We start from the raw sequence: 24,303 nt of genomic DNA on the forward strand, positions 1-24,303 counted from the left end.
TCGAACTATATGATCAGGTCATTTTAGTTTTGCTCCCCTCATTAAATTACAGCTATTATTTACTTATTTCTCTAACCGGCTAAAGAAATTCTCAATGGCTTCCTTATTGACAAAAACTCCTTTTACTCCGGTCACTTCCACCGTATCCATCAACAAAGCCAAGCCCTGATAACCGTTTTCATCCTTTGCCAGTACTTCCTTCTGATAAATTTCAGCTGATTGGCAGGCTTTACCATCTTCAGGTAATTTCTCGAACCGGCCAAGGTAATAATTGCCTTCAAAGAAATTATGTGTAGATTCTGTCAACTGGAATCTGCTGGATTCGGGAGCATAAAAAATATTCCCACTAATAAATGTACTATCCGGATATCCGCCCCATGAATCCAAAGTAATCATAGTACGGTCGATATCAGCCGCAGGTTTACGGTTCACATGAATAATGTTACGGGTAATGCGACTATCCTTTACAGGACCTGCCAGATGAACAGCCGGTGAGAACATCCCGGCACGAGTCGGTTCAGGCCGCACTCCGTCACCTATACTCACATTGTAACGGACTATAGTGCCCAAGTTACCTACATTAAAAGATGCGTCGGCCGTGCCGTCATTGCAAACCAATACCAAGCCACCATAGTTATCATGACTATAATTGTACTGAATGACCGTTCCCCGGCAATTCCAATCCGAATCAAATCCCTGTGCATCCCACGGAGCTTTATGACCACTTACTTCATTAAACTGCACCAAAGTATTATCACAACTCCACGGCCAAATACCTGCTGCCGCCTCTGTGTCAGGAAGCATATCAGGACAGTCACGCATTACATTGTATTCTATCAAGGTACTGTCACAACCGATAGGTACAATACCATCCCCTGGTACTTCCTCTATCAAATTTCCCCGTATCACGGTATGCTTGCTGGGATGCCAGTTCTGCCGGTCGCTATAAGCAGCCCAAATCATAGCATTACGGGTACATCTCAAAATATGGCAGTTCTCTATGGTTAACCTATTGAATGTTGAAATTTTCTTTTCACCGCCATTCACTATATAAATACCGCACCCTCCGCCTTTTTCTTTTACCAACGAACCATTGACATCCCGTACAGTCACATTATTGACAACAATGTTCTGCGATACGCCATAATCCATACACTCTATCTTCAAGCCCGAACGATAAGGCAGAGGCTGCCTGCCTGTATTCACGATTTCCAAATTCTGCATCGTTATATAGTCCGAATTACAGATACGGGCTGCATACAAGGAAGTATCATATCCCACAATGCAAGGTTTCCGTTCATCATCACCATAAGCATCTATATAAATACGATCTTCGGGTATACCCTGTCCGGTGATTTCAAGTTCGCCATTAAAAACCTCACCGCGCTTCAACAAAACTTTATTGCCCGGCAGTAATTTCACACCACGTAGTTTTTCCAGACTTTTCCATGCTTCATCCGGGGCTAACCCACTATTATTATCATCACCGCCGGTAGCATCCAGATAATAGCACACTGGACTATCAGAACATGCTACCAACAGGAAGGAAAATAAAAGAAGGATCATTGTTTTTCTCATTTCTCTTCCGTTTTTAAAAAGTTATCAATTTTATTCCAGAAGTTGTCAGAACAACCAGGCTTCACCACAGATTACGCAAATTCACACAGTTTTTTGATTTAAAGGTTATTTGCCTCCTACTTCTTTGTGACAGTCCGTGTACCCTGTGATGAAAACCTGCACTCCACATTACTTCCACAAGTCGTGCTGAACCAGTTTCTTGTTAGTATCCAGTTCGGCAGTCGGCAAAGGCCATACATAATCCCTCTCACCGTTGAACTTACGTGCTTCATAAGCCAAGCCATACATAGTGCGTTCATTCTCTATATTGGCTACCGCCTTATCCAATTCCTTCCAACGATAAAGGTCAAACAAACGCAAACCTTCAAAAGCCAGTTCCACACGACGCTCATGCTTAATGACTTCCAACAATTCATCTTTAGAAAGAGAAGTGCCTTCCACTTCCTCTACTGTGGGCATGTTCACATCCGCACGTTGCCGCACTTCATTAACCAAAGCAGTTACATCACTATAAACATAGCCTCCTTTCTGTACCATCGCCTCCGCCAAAGATAATAAAACTTCGGCATAACGCACCACATAAAAGTCTTGTCCATTATCCCAAGAGTTAGAAGTATCCGTAGGATCAAAATACTTATAAACATATACGGTAGACAGAGAAGCGGCAGCTCCGCCATATACATTGGCATACGGATTTGAAGCCGAAGTATCTATACCTCCTTTACCGTTCCAAAGCATACCGGGAACAAACAAAGTGCTATATAAACGCGGATCACGATTCTCAAAATGAGCAGGATTAGGCTTGCTGACATCCAAGCCACCCCCACCGTTCAGTTCGGCTATCTTCGTATCGGTAGTCGGTTTACCGTCTTTGCAATAATAAGCATCCGCCAAATCTATAGTACCATTCATTGCTTCCAGCGGAGTATTCCAATGCGCATTAAAAGCAGCACCTTCACTCATACCCGGTCCTTCATAACGGACTGCAAAAATGATTTCAGGAGAAGTTTCTCCACTTTGAGTAAACAGTTTGGCATAACTCGGATCAAGCGAGTATCCCAAACCCTGCACCTGCTTATAAGCAGCAATCGCGTCATCCCATTTTTCATTATACAAAGCCACACGCCCCAGTAAGGAAAGAGCAGCTCCTTTGGTGATATGACCCCGTGAAGACGCGTTTTGCGGAAGTACTTCAGCCGCATCCTGCAAATCAGTCATAACATGAGCCACAATAGCCGCACGGTCCGTCTTTTCACATTCAGCCTCGTCAATGGTCAAAGGGGCGGTCAGGAAAGGAACATCCTGATACGTCATAGTCAAGTTTATATACATCAATGCACGTATGGTCTTTGCCTCAGCCTGATAAATCGCCTTTTGGGAAGCATCCATATCCACTCTATCAATATTAGCAATCAGCACATTACAACGGCTGATCACTTCATAGCAATCTTTCCAATAACTGCCAATGATAGAAGAACTTGGGGTATGAATTCCCATAGCCATATCATAACCTTCCATCCAGCCACTCCAATTAAAATGCCCGCCATTATCTGATATACAATCCATATATAAAGGGCCCAATGAATATTGGTCGGAATTATAAAGCTGATTGCTCTGCAAAGCATCATAACAAGATGCCAACGCCATCAAAGCATCATCCGGCGTCTGCCAAAATGTATTGGATGAAGATTCTGTCAATGAGTCCCTCTGCAAAAAGCTGTCAGAGCAAGAAGTCAGCAAAGCTCCTGACAACAGAGCCAGCCCTATAAAGTTATTAATTGATTTCATAGTTGTTGCTTTTAAAATTTAACGTTAACACCAAATGAATAAGTTCTTGTATTGGGATGTACATCATTACGGGAATCTGTACTCAGTTTTTCAGGATCATAATCGTCCAAGGAAGTGAAAGTAAGCAAATTAGTTCCTGCCAAATAGAGTCTGATACTCTGAACGCCCAACTTGGTCAAAAACTCTCTTTGCCTGAAAGTATATCCGATTTCCAAATTCTTCAGACGCAAATAATCACCTTTTGTCAACCAAAATGAAGAATAGTTATTATTAATAGTTCCTCCCAAACGAGGCATGCTTCCATTCGGATTACTTTCAGACCATCTGTCCAACCAACGGCTAGTCTTGTTTCCACCGTTGGAAATAGTAGTTTCATCCCAATTATAACGATATACACCTGCAATGCCTTGCCAGAATGTATTGACATCAAAATCTTTATAAGAGAATCCCAGATTGAAAGAATACTGCATTTTAGGGAACGGATTTCCGATAATAGTACGGTCAGCATCATTTATATTACCATTATTGTCTATATCTTCATACATGATATCACCTAATTGCGGTTCCTGGTTGTTTTGCAGAATCTTCTGTCCGTTCGCATTTACACGGTCCAAATCTGCCTGGGTACGATAGATACCGATGGCTTTCAGCCCATAATAAGAGCCGATGGCTTCACCTTCACGATTGATCGTATTATCCTTAATGTCTTCTACCCCTTTCATATCAGTAATCTCATTTTTCACACCTGAAAGCGAGAAACCTGCCTGCCATGCCCAGTCACCTTTCTGATCGAAATAATTAGCAGCCAGTTCCCAACCCCGGTTACGAACCTTTCCCGCATTCTGATAAGGAGCATCCAAAGATCCCAGGAAAATACCCGGCATAGCGAGCTTCATCAAAATATCCGAGGTATTTTTCTCATACCAGTCAAAAGTGACATTGATCTTTCCACCCCAAAAAGCAGCATCAAAACCAAAGTCTGTAATAGTAGTTGTTTCCCATTTAATGTTCTCATTAGGTATCTTGGCAGTCTTCATACCAATCTGTTTGCTATCACCGAAATAGTAACTGCCACTAGCCGCCAATGTAGCCGCATAAGCATAGTTACCAATTTCCTGATTACCCAATTTACCCCAGCTACCACGCAATTTCAATGAGTGGAGGAACTTCACATTCTCCATAAATTTCTCATTTGTCATGATCCATGCACCCGAAAATGAAGGGAAGGTAGCATAACGATGTGCCTTGGGCATACGTGACGAACCATCGTGACGGACATTCATCTCTAACAGATAACGGCCTCCGTAATTATAATTCAAGCGTCCGAAGAATGACTGCAAGGAACTCTCTTCCGCTGATCCGGTCACATGGTCATTCATAGTACCTCCATCCATTTCATAAATATTATCGGTAGCGAATCCCTGCTTGGACGCCTCATTCTTGTCCCAACGGGTAGCCTGGATAGAATGGCCTGCCAACAGATTGAACGAATGTTTTCCTACAGAAAAATCATAGGTCAGAATATTTTCATTAATATAAGTCGTTTCCAGATAATGATAATCTGTCAGTTTATTGGTACCGACTGTGGTCAGCGCATTTCCTTCAGCATCGTATCTTATATTATTCTTCGGATTGAAAGTAGTCACATCGTTCATATAATATTTATAAGCCAGACTTGAACGGAACTTCAATCCTTTTATGATATCAATTTCACCAAAGAATTTACCATCAAAACGATAATGCTTGTTATCTTTATAGCCCATATTCAAAGCTTCAATCGGATTTTTGAATACGGATTGGGAAATATTGGGATTTCCATCCAAAAATCCATAATGTCCGTTAGAATAACGCACAGGAACAGTAGGACGGGTAAACCAAGTAAGGTAGCGCATCAAACCTTCACCGGTAACACTGGTAGTAGGCTCATCAATGTTCTGACGGCTTCCCGAAAGATTCAGACCTAATTTTACAATACCCAATTGTGCATCCAGATTGGAACGGAAATTAAAACGTTGATTGGCCGTTTCACGCAAGATACCATCCTGCTGGAAATACTGAGTGGAAATCATGTAATGTACCGCTTTACTACCACCGTTCACAGACAAATGGTGTTGGTGCATGGCTGCTGTACGAAACATTTCCTTAGCCCAATCGGTATTGGCAAAATGATCGGGGTCTGATCCGTTTTGCAACTTTTGTAACATTTCATCCGTGTATGCTTTGGAAGGCCAGCATTCGTTATACATCTTCGCCCATTCATAAGAATTCACATAATCGGGCAGCACGGTAGCTTCTTGCAAAGCGATACTACCGGAATATGTAATGGTAGGTTTCTGCTCACCGCCCCGTTTGGTAGTCACCAGAATAACCCCGTTGGCAGCACGTACACCATAAATAGAAGCCGAAGCCGCATCCTTCAATACGGAAACACTTTCAATATCATCTGCAGGGATTTCCGCAATCTGGCTTACCGAGCTTTCCACTCCATCGATCAAGACCATCGGATCATTGTGTTCAAAAGTTCCTACACCACGGATACGGATTTCGGGACTGTCATGACCGGCCTGGGCACCATTGTTGGTCAACATAACACCCGGCAAACGACCCTGAAGCATATTGGCAGTATTCGCTACCGGCATAGAAGCTACATCCTTGAAATTTACAGCAGCAACAGAACCCGTCAGATTTTCCTTCTTCTGCACGCCATAACCGACTACTACCACTTCGTCAATCATTTCCGTATCTTCCTTCAGATTTACATTCAGCACCGTATTGTCTTTCGAAATACGATATTCCTGATCGGAATATCCTATAAAAGAAATGACAATAGTAGAATTAGAAGCCACCGTGAGATTGAAATTACCATCCAAATCAGTCACCGTTCCATTGGTTGTTCCTTTTTCAACCACACTGGCACCGATGACCGGTTCGCCTGTGGCATCTTTTACAATACCGGAAACTTTAAACTTGTCTGCTTGCAGACTGGAAGCGCTCACATTCATCGCAGGGATGAAGAAGCAGAGACACAGCAATAGGCTCAGTACCCGGAATGTACTGGTTTCTGTCAGAGTTTTCATGTTCATAATACTTTTTTTAAAGGTCTAACAAATAAAGATAATTCGTTTTATTTGCCAGCAAAAGTAAGAGGAACAGAAAAGAAACAGGGAGAATTATTACCGGAAAAAGGCTGTTTATTCCCTATAGAGCCTATTTCCGGTAATAATCAGCCATCATACTTCATCATATACTCTGTAGGAGAAAGTCCGAATTTCTTCTTAAAGCAGGAACTGAAATATTTAGGGTCGTTGAAACCTACGGCATACGCCAAATCGGCTATACGGATTTTCTTTTTCTCGTCTATCAGCCGACAAGCCGCTTGCAAACGGACATTGCTGATAAATGCAGAGGGAGTAAGTCCGGTCAACAGTTTCAATTTATCTGCTAGTGTAGTCCGGGCCATACCCATCTCCGCCATAAACTGTGCATGTTCAAAATCACAATCACTCAAATGGGCATTCACACAATCCACCGCTTTCCGAATGAAAGCTTCGTCCATCGAGGTGTAATTTAATTCTTTGGCTTCAAAGACCAACTGCTTACGAAAATCCACTCCCATACGTTTGCGCCGTTTCAACAAGTTATCTATCTTGGCAAACAAGACAGAGAGGCGGAGCGGTTTACAGATATAACCATCGGCCCCAGACTCATACCCTTCCACATGGTCTTCATCACTAGTCTTGGCCGTTAACAAAATCAATGGAATATGGCAGGTCTCAAATTGAGTCTTCACCCGGCGGCACAATTCCATACCGTCCATTTCGGGCATCATAACATCGGAAACAATTAAATCCACTTCCTGTTTGGCAAGGATCTCCAAAGCTTCCGTTCCATTAGCGGCCTTCAGAATATGGTATTTGCCATGCAACAGACGAACCATCAAAGCCAATAATTCCTCATTATCCTCCACTAACAAAATAGTCGATGCTGCCGGTTTCTCTTCCAACATATCAATCTCCGAGACATTCTCCATTTCATCTGCCGATAAAACAGCATAGTCCACATTTTCAGTATTCTCGTCTACCTCATCTTCAGCAAAAGCCTCACGTCCTATAGGAATTTCAACCACAAAAGTATTCCCTTCCTCCTTATCGCTAAATACCTGTATCGTTCCATGATGCAACAATACCAAATCTTTAGTCAGCGACAAACCGATACCCGTCCCTATGGTATGGAATTTACGATACTCCCCTTCATAGAATCTCTCGAACATATGATCCAATTTCTCTTTTGGAATCAACTCGCCGGGATTGTTCACACTCAATTTAAAAGTCCTCTTTTCCTCATCATGAGCCTGCGACACCACAATAGTTCCTCCTTCAGGAGTATATTTAGCGGCATTGGAAAGCAGATTGTACACCACTTTATCCAATTTATCCACATCAAAATATCCCGAATATTCTTCAGACAAATCAAATTGTATGGACAATTTCTGCTTTTTAACCAAAGGAGCGAAAGCCGACACTGATTTTTTCAAGAACATACTGACATTTCCATGCGAAACTTTTAGCCGCAACTTGCCATTCTCCACTTTCCTGAACTCTAAGATTTGCTGAATCAACCGGATTAACCGCACAGTATTATCAGCTATTACAGAACAAACCGACGAACTTGCCGGTACTTCTTGTTTCAGTTCATCCACCGAAGCCGATATAATAGAAAGCGGAGTCAGCAACTCATGAGTGATATTGGTAAAGAACTGTAATTTAGCATGATTGATTTCCTCCATTTTCTGCCGTTCTATCTTCCCCATCTCTATGGCCTGTTTCATCCGGATACGGTTTCTGACAATCCGATAAGTATACCATGCCAATGAAACGAACAACAAGACATAAAGGCAATAAGCCCACCACGATAACCAAGGCGGCGGAAGAATAGTTATACGCAGACATTTCATATCCGGAGACCAGATTCCATTCTGATTGGCTCCCTTTACACAAAAAGTATAAGTACCTGCCGGAAGATTGTTATAATAGGCAAACCGACGTCCAGCCTCAACGGACAACCATTCCTTGTCATATCCCTCCAACCGATATAAATAACGGTTCAACTCAGGATTGATATAGTTCAATATTGAAAAATCAAGACTGAAATTATTCTCCCGGTATCCTAATACAATTTTATCAATAAAATCAATAGCTCTGTTTGCAGCAATCCCCTCTCTGACGGAAAGAGGATAGGTACGTACCGATACATTATGTACCTTTATATCTGTAATTACTACCGGAGAATAGGCAGTATCCTGAACTATTTTATCAGGATAAAAACTGTTCAATCCACGGAATCCTCCGAAGAAAAGTTTCCCATCCGCACCCTTGAAGCAAGAATTCCGGTTAAACATATGGTCTTGCAAACCATCATCTACCGTATAGGTATGTATTTTCGGTGCAGCACCGTCCAAAGGTATATCAATGTGATACATTTCCGCATTGGTAGTAAGCCATAAAGTATGCTCATCATCCTCCAGCATGCTGAAAACAACATCTCCATTCCGGAAATAATCATTCAAGACTGAAACAAAACGATCATTCTTCCGGTCATACAAATCGAGTCCGTTACCATTCGACCCCACCCATACCCTGTTGTATCCATCCACACAAACACTCATCGCCCCGACAGTGGATAATGTACCATCCGAAGGCGTATAAAACTTAACCTTATATGTTTCTCCGGATGTATCTATCCGCCATACCCCTTCATTACTAGTCGCTATCCAGATAAAGCCATCTTGATCTTCCGCCATTTTGAAAATAGAAATTTGGGGCAATGCCTGATTTGTCAAAGTCACCAGTTCATTCAAAGAATGAAGTCTTGATTCCGTATCCAAGATAAACACTCCCGAACGTGTCCCCAACCACAGATTCCCTTTCGAATCTTCCAACAAAGAATAAATACAAATATCACTCAGTTCCGGATTGGTAACGGTATTTATCACGTGTGCTTTCCCGGCTTTGACATTATAGAACCACACTCCGTCATCCCAAGTGGCAAAACACAATTCATTTGTCCTTTTACGATAAATAATATCATTGACCGTCGATGTATATCCCATATTCTTCAATACAGGATGAGAGCGGTAAGGAACAATGGTATGCTGTTTCATATCATAAAATACCAGACCGAATCCCATGATTCCCATCCACAGATTCCCATTATCCTCCTGATAGACACTGCGGACAGAGCTGGTAGGGCAATGCTCACGCAAAGCCTCCAAAGAATCATAATTAAACCGGAACTTATTTGTATTTACAGTACAAACACCTCCTCCCAACATACCCAGCCACATCAGCCCGTCTTTACTGCACAACAGAGAGTTCACCTCATTAAAAGGTAAATCTCCTTGAAGGTTGCCCGGAACAATATTGGTAAAATTCCCGTCTCCCGATTCATCTTCCAAAATACTGACCCCACTGCGTGAACCGATCCAGAGCTTCCCGGAATTTTTATCCTGAGCAATGGCGTAGATAATATTATCCAACAGAGAATGAGAATTTCCCTTGATGTTCCGGAATGTTTTAAATGAGAAATGTTCCGAATCATACGGATTAATGAGTTTCACCAGTCCATACCGCCAGGTACCGATCCAAATATTCCCGGCTTCATCCTGAAATATGACATGCGCCGAATTACCAGGGTTAATCCCGTCGTAAGTATAATACAATTCCTCTTGAGGACTATAACGCAGCAGCCCCTGTTCCCAAGTACCAATCCATATTTGACCTTTCCGGTCTTCGACAACAGACTTTATATCCATGTTTTTTTCACAATCGAAAGTACGGCTGCCGGCTTTTCTGCGAAACAATCCCTTGTTGCTTCCCACCCATAAATCTCCGTTACTTGCATAAAGGATACTTTCTACATTGCTTACCTGTAACAAAGGACTGATTATTTTCTCTATCTCATCCGTTTCTTTATGCAACACGTATAATCCATTGTGCGTACCTATCCACAAATTATTCTCCTTGTCTTCGGCCACCATATTCACAAAACTATCAATGGAACGTCCATGATTCACTCCATCGGGTTTATATACAACAATAGAATAACCATCGTAACGCAAGAGACCATTGTAGGTCGAAATCCATATATACCCCTGGCTATCCTGAAATAACTTCCTGACTTCATTGGTAGGGAAGTTCACCGAAGTGGAAATGGATTTAAAATGATAAGTATTCACCTTATTATCAGCCCAAAGCAAAACAGGAAAAACAAAAAGATATATTACTCCAAGAATATATTCGCAGTTACGGTGTGCCAAGTGCATAGATTCAACTTTAAGATTTGATGCAATATTCGCAAAAAAAAGCATTTTAAGCAAATATTCCATAAGATTTGTTCTAAATTTCCCCCATTTGCATACATAAGAAACTAAAATTATACCTCCAGAAACACTTAGAACAAAAAGGTTAGAGGCTGTTAAGATAAAAAATTGTATATTTGCCGATAAGTGTGACCTAATTTTAAAACAGAGAAACATGCATTACAACGACCAAGGCGCTGATTTTAAATACCTAATTGTCAATGAGCGTGACAAGCGTTTCGGCTTGTCGGTGACTACCGTCGGATTCCAGGCTATCAGGGCCGGAAGCGTTTATCCACCACGCAACCACCCGGACGCCTATTATTTCACAGCCCAGAAAGGACGTGTGCTGCATGAATATCAGTTGGTATATATCACTAAAGGACGAGGAACTTTCGCCAGCGACACAACCCCGTCTGTCGACATATCCAAAGGGCAGATACTTTTCCTGTTTCCCGGACAGTGGCATACCTATGCGCCGCTGCAAAAGACAGGATGGAACGAATATTACATCGGTTTTGAAGGCCCGATTATAGACAATCTGGTAAAAAACAGCTTTATCTCAAAAGAAAGCCAGATTCTGGATATCGGTATCAATGAAGAACTGGCCAGTCTTTTTGCCCGTGCACTGGAAGTAGCGGAAGCAGACAAGACCGCAGCTCAACAATATTTGTCCGGCATCGTTTTACACATTATGGGAGCCGTACTTGCTATCTCGCAGAACAAACGCTATGAGGTGGACAATGCGGCACAAAAAATAGAAAGTGCCAAAATCATCATGCACGAAAATGTGTACAAGGATATAGACCCGGAAGAACTGGCCATGAAATTGGGAATCAGTTATTCCTGGTTCCGCAAAGTATTCAAAGAATACACCGGTTATGCGCCCGCCAAGTATTTCCAAGAGCTGAAACTGCGCAAAGCGAAGCAGCTGTTGATTGAAAGTTCCATGTCAGTGAAAGAGATATGTTATGAATTGAATTATACCTCTACTGAACACTTTTTCTCGGTATTTAAAAAGCGTACCAATTTCACCCCTACCGAATATCGTAACTTCGGACGGGGCGGAAAAGAAAAAGAGAATGAAAACGAATAAAGAAAAAATGAGAAAAATAACCATCAATCTGGCTGCTGTGGCAGCCTTTTGCATTGTAGTTGCATCACCGGCCTTAGTAAGCAGCAGTTGCGCTACTCCAAAAACGGAGCAGGAAGATACCACTATCATACGGGAAGATTCAGGTATTACGGCATTGAAATACAGTAGTCCCGAAGTTCCCACCAGTATTGAGTTCTGTGGCAAAACCATTGATTTGAGCCGCTTTGACCGCCACGAGCGTATGGACCGTGAACTATTGGCATTCACCTATATGCACAGTACTTCCTTGCAAATGCTGAAAAAAGCCAACCGCTATTTCCCCATTGTAGAACCCATACTGAAAGAAAACGGAATACCTGATGATTTTAAGTACCTGATGGTAATAGAAAGTAATATGAATCCCACCGCCCGTTCTTCTGCCGGAGCTGCCGGACTATGGCAATTCATGCAAGGTACGGGACGGGATTACGGATTGGAGGTAAACAACAATGTGGACGAGCGTTACCATATTGAGAAAGCGACCCGTGCCGCCTGCCGCTATCTGAAAGACGCGTATGCAAAATATAAGGACTGGGTGGCTGTCGCCGCCTCTTACAATGCCGGTCAGGCACGCATTGCCAGCCAACTGGCCAAACAGGATGTGGACGACTCGTTGGATTTGCAACTGGTAGAAGAGACTGCCCGGTATGTGTACCGCATTCTTGCCGCCAAACAATTATTCAATGCCCCCACTACTTTCGGTTTCCGCCTGCGTGCATCGGATTTGTATCCGCCTATTCCTTATACGGAAATCACTGTGACGAAAGGAATTGCAGACTTGGCACGTTTCGCACGCAGCAAAGGAATCAATCTGGCCATATTAAAGAATATGAATCCCTGGTTACGGGAAACATCCTTGTCCAACCACAGCGGGCGGACTTACGTGATAAAAATCCCTACCAAAGAAGGAATGACTTATGATCCGAAAAAGACGGTGGCGCATGATAAGCGATGGGTGATAGAATAACTTTCTATCATACAGCATTCCATAATCAATTTACCAGTTTTCCTCCACAGTATTTACAATAAGCAGCCCCGTCCTCATGTCCGTCCTTACCACAATGCGGACATTTCAGGGCCACCCTGCGTCTATGTTCCTGGATCATAGACGCAGAAACAATTCCTGTGGGGACTGCAATGATGGTATAGCCCAGTAACATTACAATGGCCGAAAGGAAGCGCCCTAGCGGAGTTTCCGGAGTGATATCCCCATAACCTACCGTCGTCATCGTCACTATCGCCCAATAAATACTATTCGGAATATTATTGAAAGAAGTGCCCGGTCTCTGTCCCTCAATCATATACATCAATGTACCGATCGAAGTCACCAATATCAGTACAAACAAGAAAAAAACAATAATCTTCCGACTGCTGAACACCAAGGAACGCAACAAGAAATTACCTTCATTCAGATAATTGAAAAGTTTAAAGATACGGAACACACGAATCAACCGGAAAGTGCGGATCACCAGCAGATAACGTGCCGTGCCGAAAAGCCAGCCTATATATAGAGGTAAGGTAGCCAGCAAATCCACTATACCGAAAAAACTCAGAGCATACTTCCGCGGTTGGGGAGAACAATAAAGCCTCAACACATACTCTAACGTAAAAAAGAAAGTAAAAACATACTCCGACACCCGCAGATAAGGCCCGATAACGGTATCCCAACTCTTGATACTCTCGGCAATAACCACCAGAATACTCAAGACAATGAACCCTATCAACGCCACATCGAATAACTTTCCCATCGGTGTGTCGCTTTCAAAAATAATCACATATATTTTATGCTTTAATTTCTCATCATGCAGTAAATTCTGCCATTTATTCCAAATACGCCTCAGAAATGCCATAATTTTTTAGGATAGAACACAAATCATTCACAATTATAACAAATATTGCCCGATTTATGTCCCATCGGTAACTATTATTTTCACTATATTTGCACAAAACCAATAAAATAATAGCATGAAGAAACAACTTATGACAGGTCTGTTCACAGTCCTCGCCCTTACAGCAGGCGCACAGACCTTCCAAGAATGGCGCAACCCGGAAATAAATGCGGTAAACCGTGCGCCGATGCACACGAACTACTTTGCTTTTGAGAATGCAGATGCAGCTAAGAAAGCAGACAAAAAACAATCAACTAACTACATGACTTTGAACGGAACCTGGAAGTTCAACTGGGTAAAGGATGCAGACTCCCGTCCGACTGATTTCTGGAAAACCGGCTTCAACGACAAAGGCTGGGATGACCTGCAAGTTCCCGCCGTATGGGAGCTGAACGGATACGGTGATCCTATTTATGTGAACGTAGGCTATGCCTGGCGTAACCAGTTCCAGAACAACCCTCCCGAAGTGCCGACAGAGAATAACCATGTAGGTTCTTACCGCCGTGAAATTGTAGTTCCCGCCTCATGGAAGGGAAAAGATATTATCGCCCATTTCGGTTCGGTTACCTCCAATATGTATTTGTGGGTGAACGGACGTTATGTAGGCTACAGCGAGGACAGCAAACTGGAAGCCGAATTTGACCTGACTCCATATTTAAAACCGGGTCAGAAAAACCTGATCGCTTTCCAAGTATTCCGCTGGTGCGACGGTACCTATCTGGAAGATCAGGATTTCTTCCGGTATAGCGGCGTGGGACGTGACTGCTATCTATATGCCCGCAACAAAAAACGCATTCAAGATATCCGTGTAACTCCCGACTTGGACGCAGCTTACCAAAACGGCAGCCTGGCTGTCAATCTGGATTTGAAAGGCAGTGGTAAAGTCGATTTGGAACTGGTAGATGCACAAGGCAAGCAAGTGGCAACCGCTACCGCCAACAAATCCGGTCTGGTGACCATGAACGTAGAGAACCCCAAAAAGTGGAGTGCCGAAACACCTTATTTATATACCTTGCGTGCCAGCATGCAGGGCAGCAATGAAGTGATTCCTGTCAAAGTAGGTTTCCGCAAGATTGAATTGAAAGGTGACCAGATCTTGGTTAACGGTAAGGCAGTCCTGTTCAAGGGGGCCGACCGCCACGAAATGGATCCGGATGGAGGCTATGTAGTATCTCCCGAACGTATGCTACAGGATATCCAGATAATGAAGCAATTCAACCTGAACGCTGTACGTACCTGCCACTACCCGGATGACAACTTATGGTACGATTTATGTGACCAATATGGTATTTACGTCGTGGCCGAAGCCAATATAGAATCTCACGGTATGGGCTACGGCGACAAGACGCTGGCCAAGAACCCCTCTTATAAGAAAGCCCATCTGGAACGTAACCAGCGCAATGTACAACGCGGATTCAACCATCCGAGCATCATCTTCTGGTCATTGGGTAATGAAGCCGGTGACGGCCCCAACTTCGAACAATGCTATAAATGGATTAAAGCAGAAGACCCCAGCCGTGCCTGCCAATATGAACAAGCACGCCAGAAAGAACATACCGATATCTTCTGTCCGATGTACTATGATTATAACGGCATGGAAAAATATGGTCAACGTACCGATGCTACCAAACCATTGATTCAGTGTGAATATGCCCATGCAATGGGTAACTCGCAGGGTGGTTTCAAAGAATATTGGGATTTGATCCGTAAATATCCGAATCTGCAAGGTGGATTTATCTGGGATTTCGTTGACCAGTCCTGCCGCTGGAAAGGAAAAGACGGCGTGATGATTTATGCTTACGGAGGAGATTTCAACCGCTTTGACGCTTCTGACAACAACTTCTGTGACAATGGTTTGATCAGCCCCGACCGTGTTCCTAATCCGCACATGTATGAAGTAGGTCACTTTTACCAGAATATCTGGACTACTCCCGCCGATTTAAGCAAAGGGGAAGTAAATGTATTCAATGAGAACTTCTTCCGTGACCTGTCCGCCTACTATATGGAATGGCAAGTACTGAAAGATGGAAAAGTAATCCGCACCGGACGCGTGGATGATTTAAAAGTCGCTCCTCAGGAAACAGCCAAGATTACGTTGAATATCGGCAAGACCTGCACCTGCAAGGAATGGTTGCTGAACGTTTCCTACAAACTGAAAAACCGCGAAGGTTTGCTGCCCGCAGGTTTCACCGTCGCCAAGAATCAGTTGACACTGAATGATTACAAAGCACCGTCTATGGATTTGAAGAACGTGGAAACGACCAATGTAGCCACCGTTGTTCCGCAAATCATCGACAACCAATATCATTATCTGATCGTAAAAGGCAATAACTTCGTAGCCGAGTTCAACAAACAGAACGGTTACTTAAGCAAATATGCAGTGGACGGAACGGAAATGCTGAAAGAAGGCGCAGCCCTGACCCCTAACTTCTGGCGTGCCCCGACAGACAATGATATGGGAGCCGGCCTGCAAAACAGATATGCCGCATGGAAAAACCCGGGATTGAAACTGGTTTCCTTGAATTCCAAGACAGAAAATGACCAGATAGTAGTGAATGCGGAATATGACATGAAGAATGTTTCCGCCAAATTATATCTGACTTATGTCATCAACAACGAAGGAGCCATCAAAGTGACCCAAAAGATGACAGCCGACAAGAATGCCAAAGTATCTCCGATGTTCCGCTTCGGTATGCAAATGCAGATGCCTAAATGTTTTGAAACCGTAGAATATTATGGTCGTGGTCCGGTAGAAAACTACAGTGACCGCAACCACAGCACCGACTTGGGTATTTATCGCCAGAGTGTGGATGAACAATTCTACTCCTATATCCGTCCGCAGGAAACAGGAACCAAGACCGATATCCGTTGGTGGAAACAACTGAATGCCGGCGGTAACGGACTGAAGGTAGTAGGTGATGCTCCATTCTCTGCATCCGCTTTGCATTATACCATCTGTTCACTGGATGATGGCGAACAAAAAGACCAGCGTCACTCACCCGAAGTACAGAAAGCAGACCTGACCAACCTGATCATCGACAAGGCTCAGATGGGATTAGGTTGTGTAAACAGCTGGGGAGCTCTGCCGTTGCCTCAATATATGTTGCCCTACGGTGATTATGAATTTACTTTCATCCTGACTCCGGTAAAACATAGCGTCGAGATAGAATAAAACACAGGTTAAACAATAAAAACAAGGTGGCTGGATTTGTTTTCAGCCACCTTGTTTTTATTCCCTCTGTTCTTCATAGCTACTGCCATCTACAATTTTCATAAAACAAGTATCACACAAGTATCTGCCCCAACCATCTCTTCAAAACACATTTTCCACCTTTTTCCCTTCAAATTCTTCATACGCGGGCAATGTTTTGAACCTCAAGTCATTACAATGAACCATTCTTATTCCAATCCTTCATAAATTCTTCATAAAGTTATATCCGTTCCCTTCGCATGAACCAACCACGGGAATCCATTCCGGCAACCCATCGAATCTTTTTCCTTATTTTACCGTACCCGATTACAAACCTCGGTTGTATTACTCATAAAGAACAATTAAACACTAGTAAAATGAGACCAGACGGCTATTTGAAAACAGCGTGGATCATGACCGTATTATTCAGCATCATCCTTCCGCTTCATTCACAAACACCCCGGCAATTCTCTATAGAATTAAAGGACAAACCACTTCCCGCCGCCCTTAAACTAATCGAAAAGGAAGGCGGAAAGAATATTATCTTCTCCTATAACGAAACAGAAAGCTACCGGGTTACAGCCTCCATCCGGCAAAAGACCGAACTTGAAGCCATCGGCACTGTCCTGAACGGCATTCCTTTCATTTGTAAAGAACGGGAAGAATACTTCGCCATACAGAAAAAGGGAAGAGACATACGCATTACCGAAATACGAGGACAAGTAACCAATGAAAAGAATGAACCGCTGCCCTACTCCAATGTACTCTTATTGACTCCCGGCGACTCCACCTTTGTAAACGGATGTGTCACCCGTGAAGACGGAAGTTTCCTGATGATAGCGGAAGAAGGGATACCTTACTTGATACGGGTTTCTTATATAGGCTATAAGACGGAAGTGCAACCTTGCCACCCTACTCTTACGTTTCACCTGCTTCCCGACACCCAACTGATGCAGGAAGTAACCATCAGCGCCCGACGCCCCATGATAGAAGTGGGTCCCAACGGACTAAAAGCCAACGTGGCAGGAACTTCCCTGGCCCGAATGGGGTCTGCCGCAGAAATGTTGCCCCATCTTCCTTTCGTCACCGGCCATAACGGCGAATACAATGTAATGGGATGCGGTTCTCCTGTAATCTATATAAATAATAAGAAAGTACGTGACATGACAGAACTGGACCGTATCCGGGCCAACGAAATCTTATCCGCAGAAGTCATCACCACTCCCGGAGCCGAATATGCCTCGGACGTAGCAGCCGTCATCCGCCTCCGCACCATCCGCCGGCGCGGACAAGGGTTGAGCGGCCACTTCAATACGACTTATTCACAAGGACATTCCGCCAACGCCAACGAATATATGGCATTAAATTATCGCACCGGCGGTCTGGATCTCTTTGTAAAGGGATATATGGCACAGCAAAACTCGTATGGAAAAACCACAAATATGAACCGTATCAAGGGTTCCGCCATTTGGCAAACCAACAAAAATGATGTGCAGACCCATAAGAGCCAACGTTTTTCCGGTGAGCTGGGATTCAATTATGAACCGGATGAACACCATTCTTTCGGTCTGCGCTATATGCCCGAAACCGGAATAGGGAATGCAGACAGAAATTCATCCGGTAAAACCGTCACCAGACGTAACGATGAAGAAACCGACCGGATAAACTTTACTACAGCAGAACAAATACATACAGGTTGGGATCACGCGGCAAACGCCTACTACGCAGGAGAACTGGGCAAATGGAATATTGACTTCAACGCCGATTACCTGTTCAAACGCTCACATTCCGACCAGAACGCCATGAATAATGACGATGCAACCGTGCAAGCAGACAGTCGCATGCGCAGCTCCCTCTATGCCGCCAAGCTGGTAGTCAGTGCCCCTTTATGGAACGGACGTTTTTCATTCGGTACGGAAGAAACTTTTACCAACCGCCATGATATCTTTACCCAAAACGGTTTCTCTGCCGATGCCGACGACCACATCAAACAATCCGTATATGCCGCATTTGCTGACTATTCAAGATCCATCCGCCATTGGAAACTGAATATGGGAATACGTTATGAACATCAACAAACAGATTATTATGAAAAAGGGATAAGGATAGATGCACAAAGCCCTACCTATAATGATATTATTCCTGTATTGGCCGCCAGTTGGTCACACAATGGCAAAAGTTTCAGCCTCTCTTACCGGTTACGTAAAAATAACCCCGATTATAGCCTATTGACCAATTCCATCCGCTATCGCAGCAAATATGAGTATTCTCAAGGAAACCCTTTGCTGAAAACCCAAAAGACGCATCGCTTTTCGGCCGGCGCCTCTTGGAATTGGCTCTATTTCTCAGCCTATTTCAGCCGTATTCTCAATATGTATACCAATATAATTATGCCCTACAAGGAAGATACACATCCGGGCGTCCTCTTATTTGCCACACAGACCATTCCTACAACCCATAATTACGGCATTAGTTTCAATGCCTCTCCCAAACTGGGGTGTTGGGAACCGCAACTCAATGTGAATATGGCTTTTTTGGACATGAATGCGAATAAAATAGGAATCACCGAACACCGGAACCAACCCCGTTTCTATATCAGTCTGGACAACAACTTCAACCTTCCCAAAGGCTGGTTCTTCAATATGGAAGGATATCTCTCCACCGCTTCCCGGCAAGGATTTTTTGTAACGCGCACGGAAGGACAAATCAATGCACGCCTTTCCAAATCCTTTTTAAAAGAGACACTCACCATAACATTCACCGCCAATGATATTCTTAGAACAGGGTATTTCCATTTTGATTTATACGGCATAGATGCCTATATGGAAAATCGGATTTACCGGGATTTCCAACGCTTCGGCCTCCAAGTATCCTATAAATTCAATGCCACCAAGAGCAAATATAAAGGAACCGGAGCCGGACAAAGCGAAAAGAATCGTCTGTAACCCCAGCGGAGAAAAGGAAATTTCCGTACCTTTGTTCACGGAAGACAAGGAAACATGCAGATTTTATTCAGGAGAAGAAACCATAAAGAAGAGCACTTCGAACGACTGTTCGCAGAAATGTACCCACGCCTCGTCCGCTTTGCTACCACCCTGATGAGCAATACGGAAGAAGCCAAAGACATAGTAAGCGAAACCATGGAACAAGCCTGGAAGGAGTTCGACCAACTAAAGGAAAACACCCGTAGCGCCTGGCTCTATGCCACCGTGCGTAACGGATGCCTCAACCGCTTGAAGCATTTGAATGTGGAACAGCAACACATAGACCGCCTCATCGAAGCCACCCGTGCGGAAATGAATCAGGGTTACCGCGCACACGAGGCACTGTTGCAGCAAGCGGAAAACATAGCCCGCAGTTTGCCCGAACCGACTTGCACCATCTTGCGAAGCTGCTATTGGGAGAAAAAAACATATCAACAGGTAGCCGACGAATTGGGAATCAGCCCCGACACCGTGAAAAAACATATATCAAAAGCATTGCGGACTCTGCGCGAAGCGATACTGAAAAAGGAGGATAAACAATGAAAAAGGAGTTTTCAACAAATGACCACATCCATCCGGACAACGGAAAGAATCCCCATAACCAAGACTCCCCCCAAAACGGAACTTGGAATGACCATCAATTGGAACAACTCTTTGGTGAAGCATTGGGGGATATTCCCACCGCAGACGAAACCCGGAAAGCCTGGCAGACATTCATCCGTCGTCACCGTATCAGACACCAATCTATCCGACGGATAACGATACCAGGTATAGCCGCCGCTGTCATCGCCTTGGTACTTGTATTCCAGCCTTTTTTGCAACCTGAGCCGCAGGAAGTGGAAGTCTTCACTTCACTGGAAGTTCCTGAGGAAATTACTTTTCGGGAAGAAGGGAAAAGGATAATTGTAAGCACCCCGCCCGCTACCATTACCTCCGTTCAATTAAGCGACGGAAGCAAGGTATTGCTCAGCGCAAACAGCCGTCTGGAGTATCAAAAGGAGTTTACAGATACCATTCGCAGTGTCAAACTAAGCGGAGAGGCCCGTTTTGAAGTAGCCAAAGACGCTTCCCGCCCCTTTATAGTATGCACCGAGCAACTACAAACACGAGTACTGGGAACGGTGTTCGATATGAAAGCCTATCCCCGTTACTCGCCGGATGTCATCCTCTATCAAGGACGAGTGAATGTAAGTCATACCAAGCGCAATCAAAGTAAGGAAATGCACCCGGGGGAACAAATATCCTTGGATAAACAAGGAAAACTCCAATTGAAAAGAGTTGATACGGAGAAGAGAAAAGGATGGGCGGAGAATGAATTTTCTTTTGACAATACCGACTTGAGGCAAGTCATGCAAGATATAGGTTCATGGTATAACATCAGCATCGCATTCCGTTCACGTCCGTTACTGGACGAACGCATCTATTTCCATATCAACCGCCAACTCCCGGTGAATACCGTACTGGACGCCCTGAATGATTTGAAAATCGCACAGTTCACCATGAAAGAAGGAAAAATAATAGTGGAACCACCACAAGACAAGAAACGATAACATCAATGGGAGTTCAATAAACAAGCCTGTATTTTCACCTGGAGATTAACATATCAGCGTTCTTTTCATCTTCAGGTGAGAACCATTCAGTTTATCCCCCCCTGTGCTAAAGAACTGACAGCACTATCTCTCTTTCCAGTTCCCTCGTGTGAAATCGGGAATCTCCACCGGTACACTGCCCTGCCGCACGGAACGCTCGCTCAGTTCCGTAATGCAGGACCATTCGGCAGCGTCATACACATCCTGATCCAACGGCAAACCGTTCCTCAAACAATGAATAAGCCGGTAGTCCATGATATAATTCATCTCATTCGGCATATTCTTCCGCCGCGCCTCCTCGCCGATAACTGCCGTAAAAGGATGTTTATACTGCTCCATCATCCGCTCAAACTGCTCACCGGACAAAGGTTCCTTGCCATATTCATCGAGCAGAAGACAGGGAACAGGATATTTCTGCATGAATCCCTTCGTGCCGCACACCGTCTGATGGCGGCTGTACGGGCGAGGAGTGGTCACATCATATTGCAACAAGATAGTTCTTCCTTTTGCAGTATGAATCAGCGTGGTATTCACATCCCCCATCTCATAACTCTGCGCCGCTTCTTCGGAGGATGCGCCAAACACCTGTCCGGCATAAGCAGACAGACCGGCCTGACGCGAGGACATGGAAACCAGATACTCCATACGGTCTCCCCGATGAATATTCATCCATTGGCAGACAGGACCCAAGCCGTGAGTAGGATAAGGATTCCCCGTATGCTGCTGGCTGTAAAGCTTTATCCAGTGATTGTGATACCCACCCGCTTTTTCGTCTGCAAAATAATGCTTGCGCAAGTCATGGATGTATGCCCCCTCGGCATGAGTAATTTCGCCCAGCACCCCCTGCTGCACCATGTTTAATGTAGTCAGGGCAAATGCATCGTAACAACAGTTCTCCAGCATCATGCAGTGACGGCGGGTTTCTTCGGCTGTATCCACCAAACGCCAGCAATCGGCCACACTCATGGCGGCAGGAACCTCCAACGCCACGTGACGGCCCTGCTGCAAGGCATAAACGGCAATATCAGTATGAGTCAGCCAGTCCGTACAAATATAAATGAGGTCTATCTCCTTGCATTCGCACATCTTGCGCCACATCCCTTCTTCCGAATAGTTCTCGGCTTCGGGACGGCCGAACTCCCGTAAGATATGCTCTGCACGCTCTATATTCTCTTTCCGCAAATCACAAAGTGCTTTCACCTCAATGCCTTCCAGGTGCATATATCTCTCAAGTGCAAGAATGCCCCTGTTTCCTAATCCGACAAAACCGATCCGAACTACGGGGATGGCAGGGCAGGTTAAATTAAGTACGTTGGGTCGTTTCATGGACTGCTTTATTTTTCCGGCAAAGATAAAGAGAAAAATCGAGAGGCGGAGGACTGCCTGTGAATAATTTGCCGGTATACCGGTCTGATGTCTTTCCGTATCGGAACCTAACCTCTTTCAACAGCAAACATAAGCCTTTTTCTCCATACAACTAAGGTCTTTATTCCTATTATCTTCTATAGTCTTCCGATGCAGACCGTACAGTCCACTGTAGCAGACCGTACAGTCCATTACGGCAGACTCTACAGTCCATTGCAATGGACTGTAGAAGGTTTCAGTATAAAAGCCCTTAATCATCCGGAAGAAAACGCTTAGCCAAAGAGAAGACAGCACTTAAAAGCCGCTTTATAACCAGACAGTTCCCTTTCCCGGAAAAAGACAAAGAGGATGTGTCCGGGCCGAAGTGACAGCCACAGGACACATCCTCTGTTTTCGAATGAGAACAGCACAAACGGTGCTTAAATAATAGAAGTACGTTTGGTAAATTCTATAATTTCGGGAATATAACCGAATGCCAGACCGGTCACCGTGTCGGCACAACCATAATAAACGGCCACCCGTCCCGTTGCCGGATCATGCAAAGCCGCACAAGGGAAGCATACATTGGGCACATCACCCATGCATTCGTAAGGTTCACGCGGAGAGATAAGATAAGGTCCCGAACGGAATTTCACCTTCCAGGGCTCGTCCAAGTCAAGCAATGCCGATCCAAAGGCATAGACATAACCGTTGCAGGAGCGAAGCACACCGTGATAGAACAGCAACCAGCCCTCACTGGTTTCGATGGGAATGGGGCCGGCGCCAATCTTCAGGCACTGCCATGCACTTACTTCAAAAGGCGCGGGTGACATGACGTGACGATGGTGTCCCCAAAACTCCAAGTCGGGCGACTCGCTATAATAAATATCTCCGAAAGGAGTATGCCCGTTGTCACTGGGACGGCTCAACATGGCAAACTTACCATTGATCTTGCGGGGAAACAGCACGCCATTACGGTTGAAAGGCAGGAAAGCATTCTCCACCTGATGGAATGTCTTGAAATCCGTAGTCCATGCCACGCCGATGGTGGGCTGGCCCTTATATCCGTTACACCAGGTCACATAGTAACGGTCGTCGATAAAGCAGACACGCGGGTCATAACCGTACACCCATTCACCAATCTCAGGAATATCACACTGGAACTGCAACTTCTCCGGATTGATGTCCCAATGAACGGCGTCCTTGCTGAATCCCACATGAAGCGCCATCCGGCGGTTTGTATCATCACAACGGAACACTCCGGCATACCCTTCGCCGAAAGGTACTACCGCACTATTGAATATACTATTGGATGTAGGCAGCAAATCACGGGGAATGATGGGATTCGCGCTACATCTCCACATTACATTTTTACAACCTTCGGGACGTTCCTCCCACGGCATACCGGGCAACGGATTGCCCGCAATCTTCAATTCACTCATATTCTCT

General features: G+C 44.4%; 13 protein-coding genes. 6 read left to right on the forward strand and 7 right to left on the reverse strand.

Annotation, left to right across the window (positions count from 1 at the left end; genetic code table 11):
* Positions 1-63: 63 nt before the first annotated feature.
* From BVU_RS03045 to BVU_RS03060, 4 genes are all read right to left on the reverse strand, one after another.
* Positions 64-1,578: a right-handed parallel beta-helix repeat-containing protein gene (locus BVU_RS03045; RefSeq protein ID WP_011964823.1), complete on the reverse strand. Its 1,515-nt coding sequence runs from the start codon at positions 1,576-1,578 to the stop codon at positions 64-66.
* A 168-nt stretch (positions 1,579-1,746) separates the two neighbouring features.
* The gene (locus BVU_RS03050) at positions 1,747-3,366 is read right to left on the reverse strand and encodes a RagB/SusD family nutrient uptake outer membrane protein (protein ID WP_005841019.1); all 1,620 of its coding nucleotides are present in this window, start codon (positions 3,364-3,366) and stop codon (positions 1,747-1,749) included.
* 11 nt (positions 3,367-3,377) lie between these two features.
* Positions 3,378-6,449, reverse strand: a complete 3,072-nt coding sequence (locus tag BVU_RS03055) for a SusC/RagA family TonB-linked outer membrane protein (protein ID WP_005850734.1) — start codon at positions 6,447-6,449, stop codon at positions 3,378-3,380.
* Positions 6,450-6,589: 140 nt separating this feature from the next.
* Complete coding sequence (locus tag BVU_RS03060) at positions 6,590-10,750, reverse strand: hybrid sensor histidine kinase/response regulator transcription factor (protein ID WP_008667576.1); 4,161 nt, start codon at positions 10,748-10,750, stop codon at positions 6,590-6,592.
* 148 nt (positions 10,751-10,898) lie between these two features.
* Here BVU_RS03060 and BVU_RS03065 point away from each other — a divergent pair, with 148 nt between their 5' ends.
* Together BVU_RS03065 and BVU_RS03070 are read left to right on the forward strand one after the other, a co-directional pair.
* On the forward strand, positions 10,899-11,819 hold the full coding sequence (locus BVU_RS03065; protein WP_005841013.1) for an AraC family transcriptional regulator: 921 nt from the start codon (positions 10,899-10,901) through the stop codon (positions 11,817-11,819).
* 7 nt (positions 11,820-11,826) lie between these two features.
* Positions 11,827-12,825 (forward strand): lytic transglycosylase domain-containing protein, encoded by a 999-nt coding sequence (locus BVU_RS03070; RefSeq protein ID WP_022508165.1) that lies wholly within the window; start codon positions 11,827-11,829, stop codon positions 12,823-12,825.
* A gap of 25 nt (positions 12,826-12,850) precedes the next feature.
* Here the strand turns inward: BVU_RS03070 and BVU_RS03075 are convergent, their stop codons facing one another.
* The gene (locus BVU_RS03075; protein WP_005850728.1) at positions 12,851-13,708 is read right to left on the reverse strand and encodes an ion transporter; all 858 of its coding nucleotides are present in this window, start codon (positions 13,706-13,708) and stop codon (positions 12,851-12,853) included.
* Between the two features lie 115 nt (positions 13,709-13,823).
* Between BVU_RS03075 and BVU_RS03080 the strand changes: the two genes are divergently transcribed.
* The 4 genes from BVU_RS03080 (at position 13,824) to BVU_RS03095 (ending at position 21,471) form a co-directional block, all read left to right on the forward strand.
* Entirely contained in the window at positions 13,824-16,919 is a 3,096-nt protein-coding gene (locus tag BVU_RS03080; RefSeq protein ID WP_008667581.1) for a glycoside hydrolase family 2 TIM barrel-domain containing protein, read from the forward strand.
* Positions 16,920-17,314: 395 nt separating this feature from the next.
* The gene (locus tag BVU_RS03085) at positions 17,315-19,882 is read left to right on the forward strand and encodes an outer membrane beta-barrel family protein (protein WP_011964825.1); all 2,568 of its coding nucleotides are present in this window, start codon (positions 17,315-17,317) and stop codon (positions 19,880-19,882) included.
* 54 nt (positions 19,883-19,936) lie between these two features.
* Entirely contained in the window at positions 19,937-20,464 is a 528-nt protein-coding gene (locus tag BVU_RS03090) for an RNA polymerase sigma-70 factor (protein WP_005840998.1), read from the forward strand.
* Positions 20,461-21,471 (forward strand): FecR family protein, encoded by a 1,011-nt coding sequence (locus tag BVU_RS03095; protein ID WP_011964826.1) that lies wholly within the window; start codon positions 20,461-20,463, stop codon positions 21,469-21,471. The genes BVU_RS03090 and BVU_RS03095 overlap by 4 nt, the downstream gene beginning before the upstream one ends.
* Positions 21,472-21,594: 123 nt before the next feature.
* Here the strand turns inward: BVU_RS03095 and BVU_RS03100 are convergent, their stop codons facing one another.
* Together BVU_RS03100 and BVU_RS03105 are read right to left on the reverse strand one after the other, a co-directional pair.
* Positions 21,595-22,836, reverse strand: coding sequence for a Gfo/Idh/MocA family protein (locus BVU_RS03100; protein ID WP_008667589.1), 1,242 nt, complete (start codon positions 22,834-22,836; stop codon positions 21,595-21,597).
* 458 nt (positions 22,837-23,294) lie between these two features.
* The gene (locus BVU_RS03105; RefSeq protein WP_005840987.1) at positions 23,295-24,296 is read right to left on the reverse strand and encodes a glycoside hydrolase family 130 protein; all 1,002 of its coding nucleotides are present in this window, start codon (positions 24,294-24,296) and stop codon (positions 23,295-23,297) included.
* Positions 24,297-24,303: the final 7 nt, after the last annotated feature.

This window comes from Phocaeicola vulgatus ATCC 8482 (assembly GCF_000012825.1).
Lineage (GTDB): Bacteria > Bacteroidota > Bacteroidia > Bacteroidales > Bacteroidaceae > Phocaeicola > Phocaeicola vulgatus.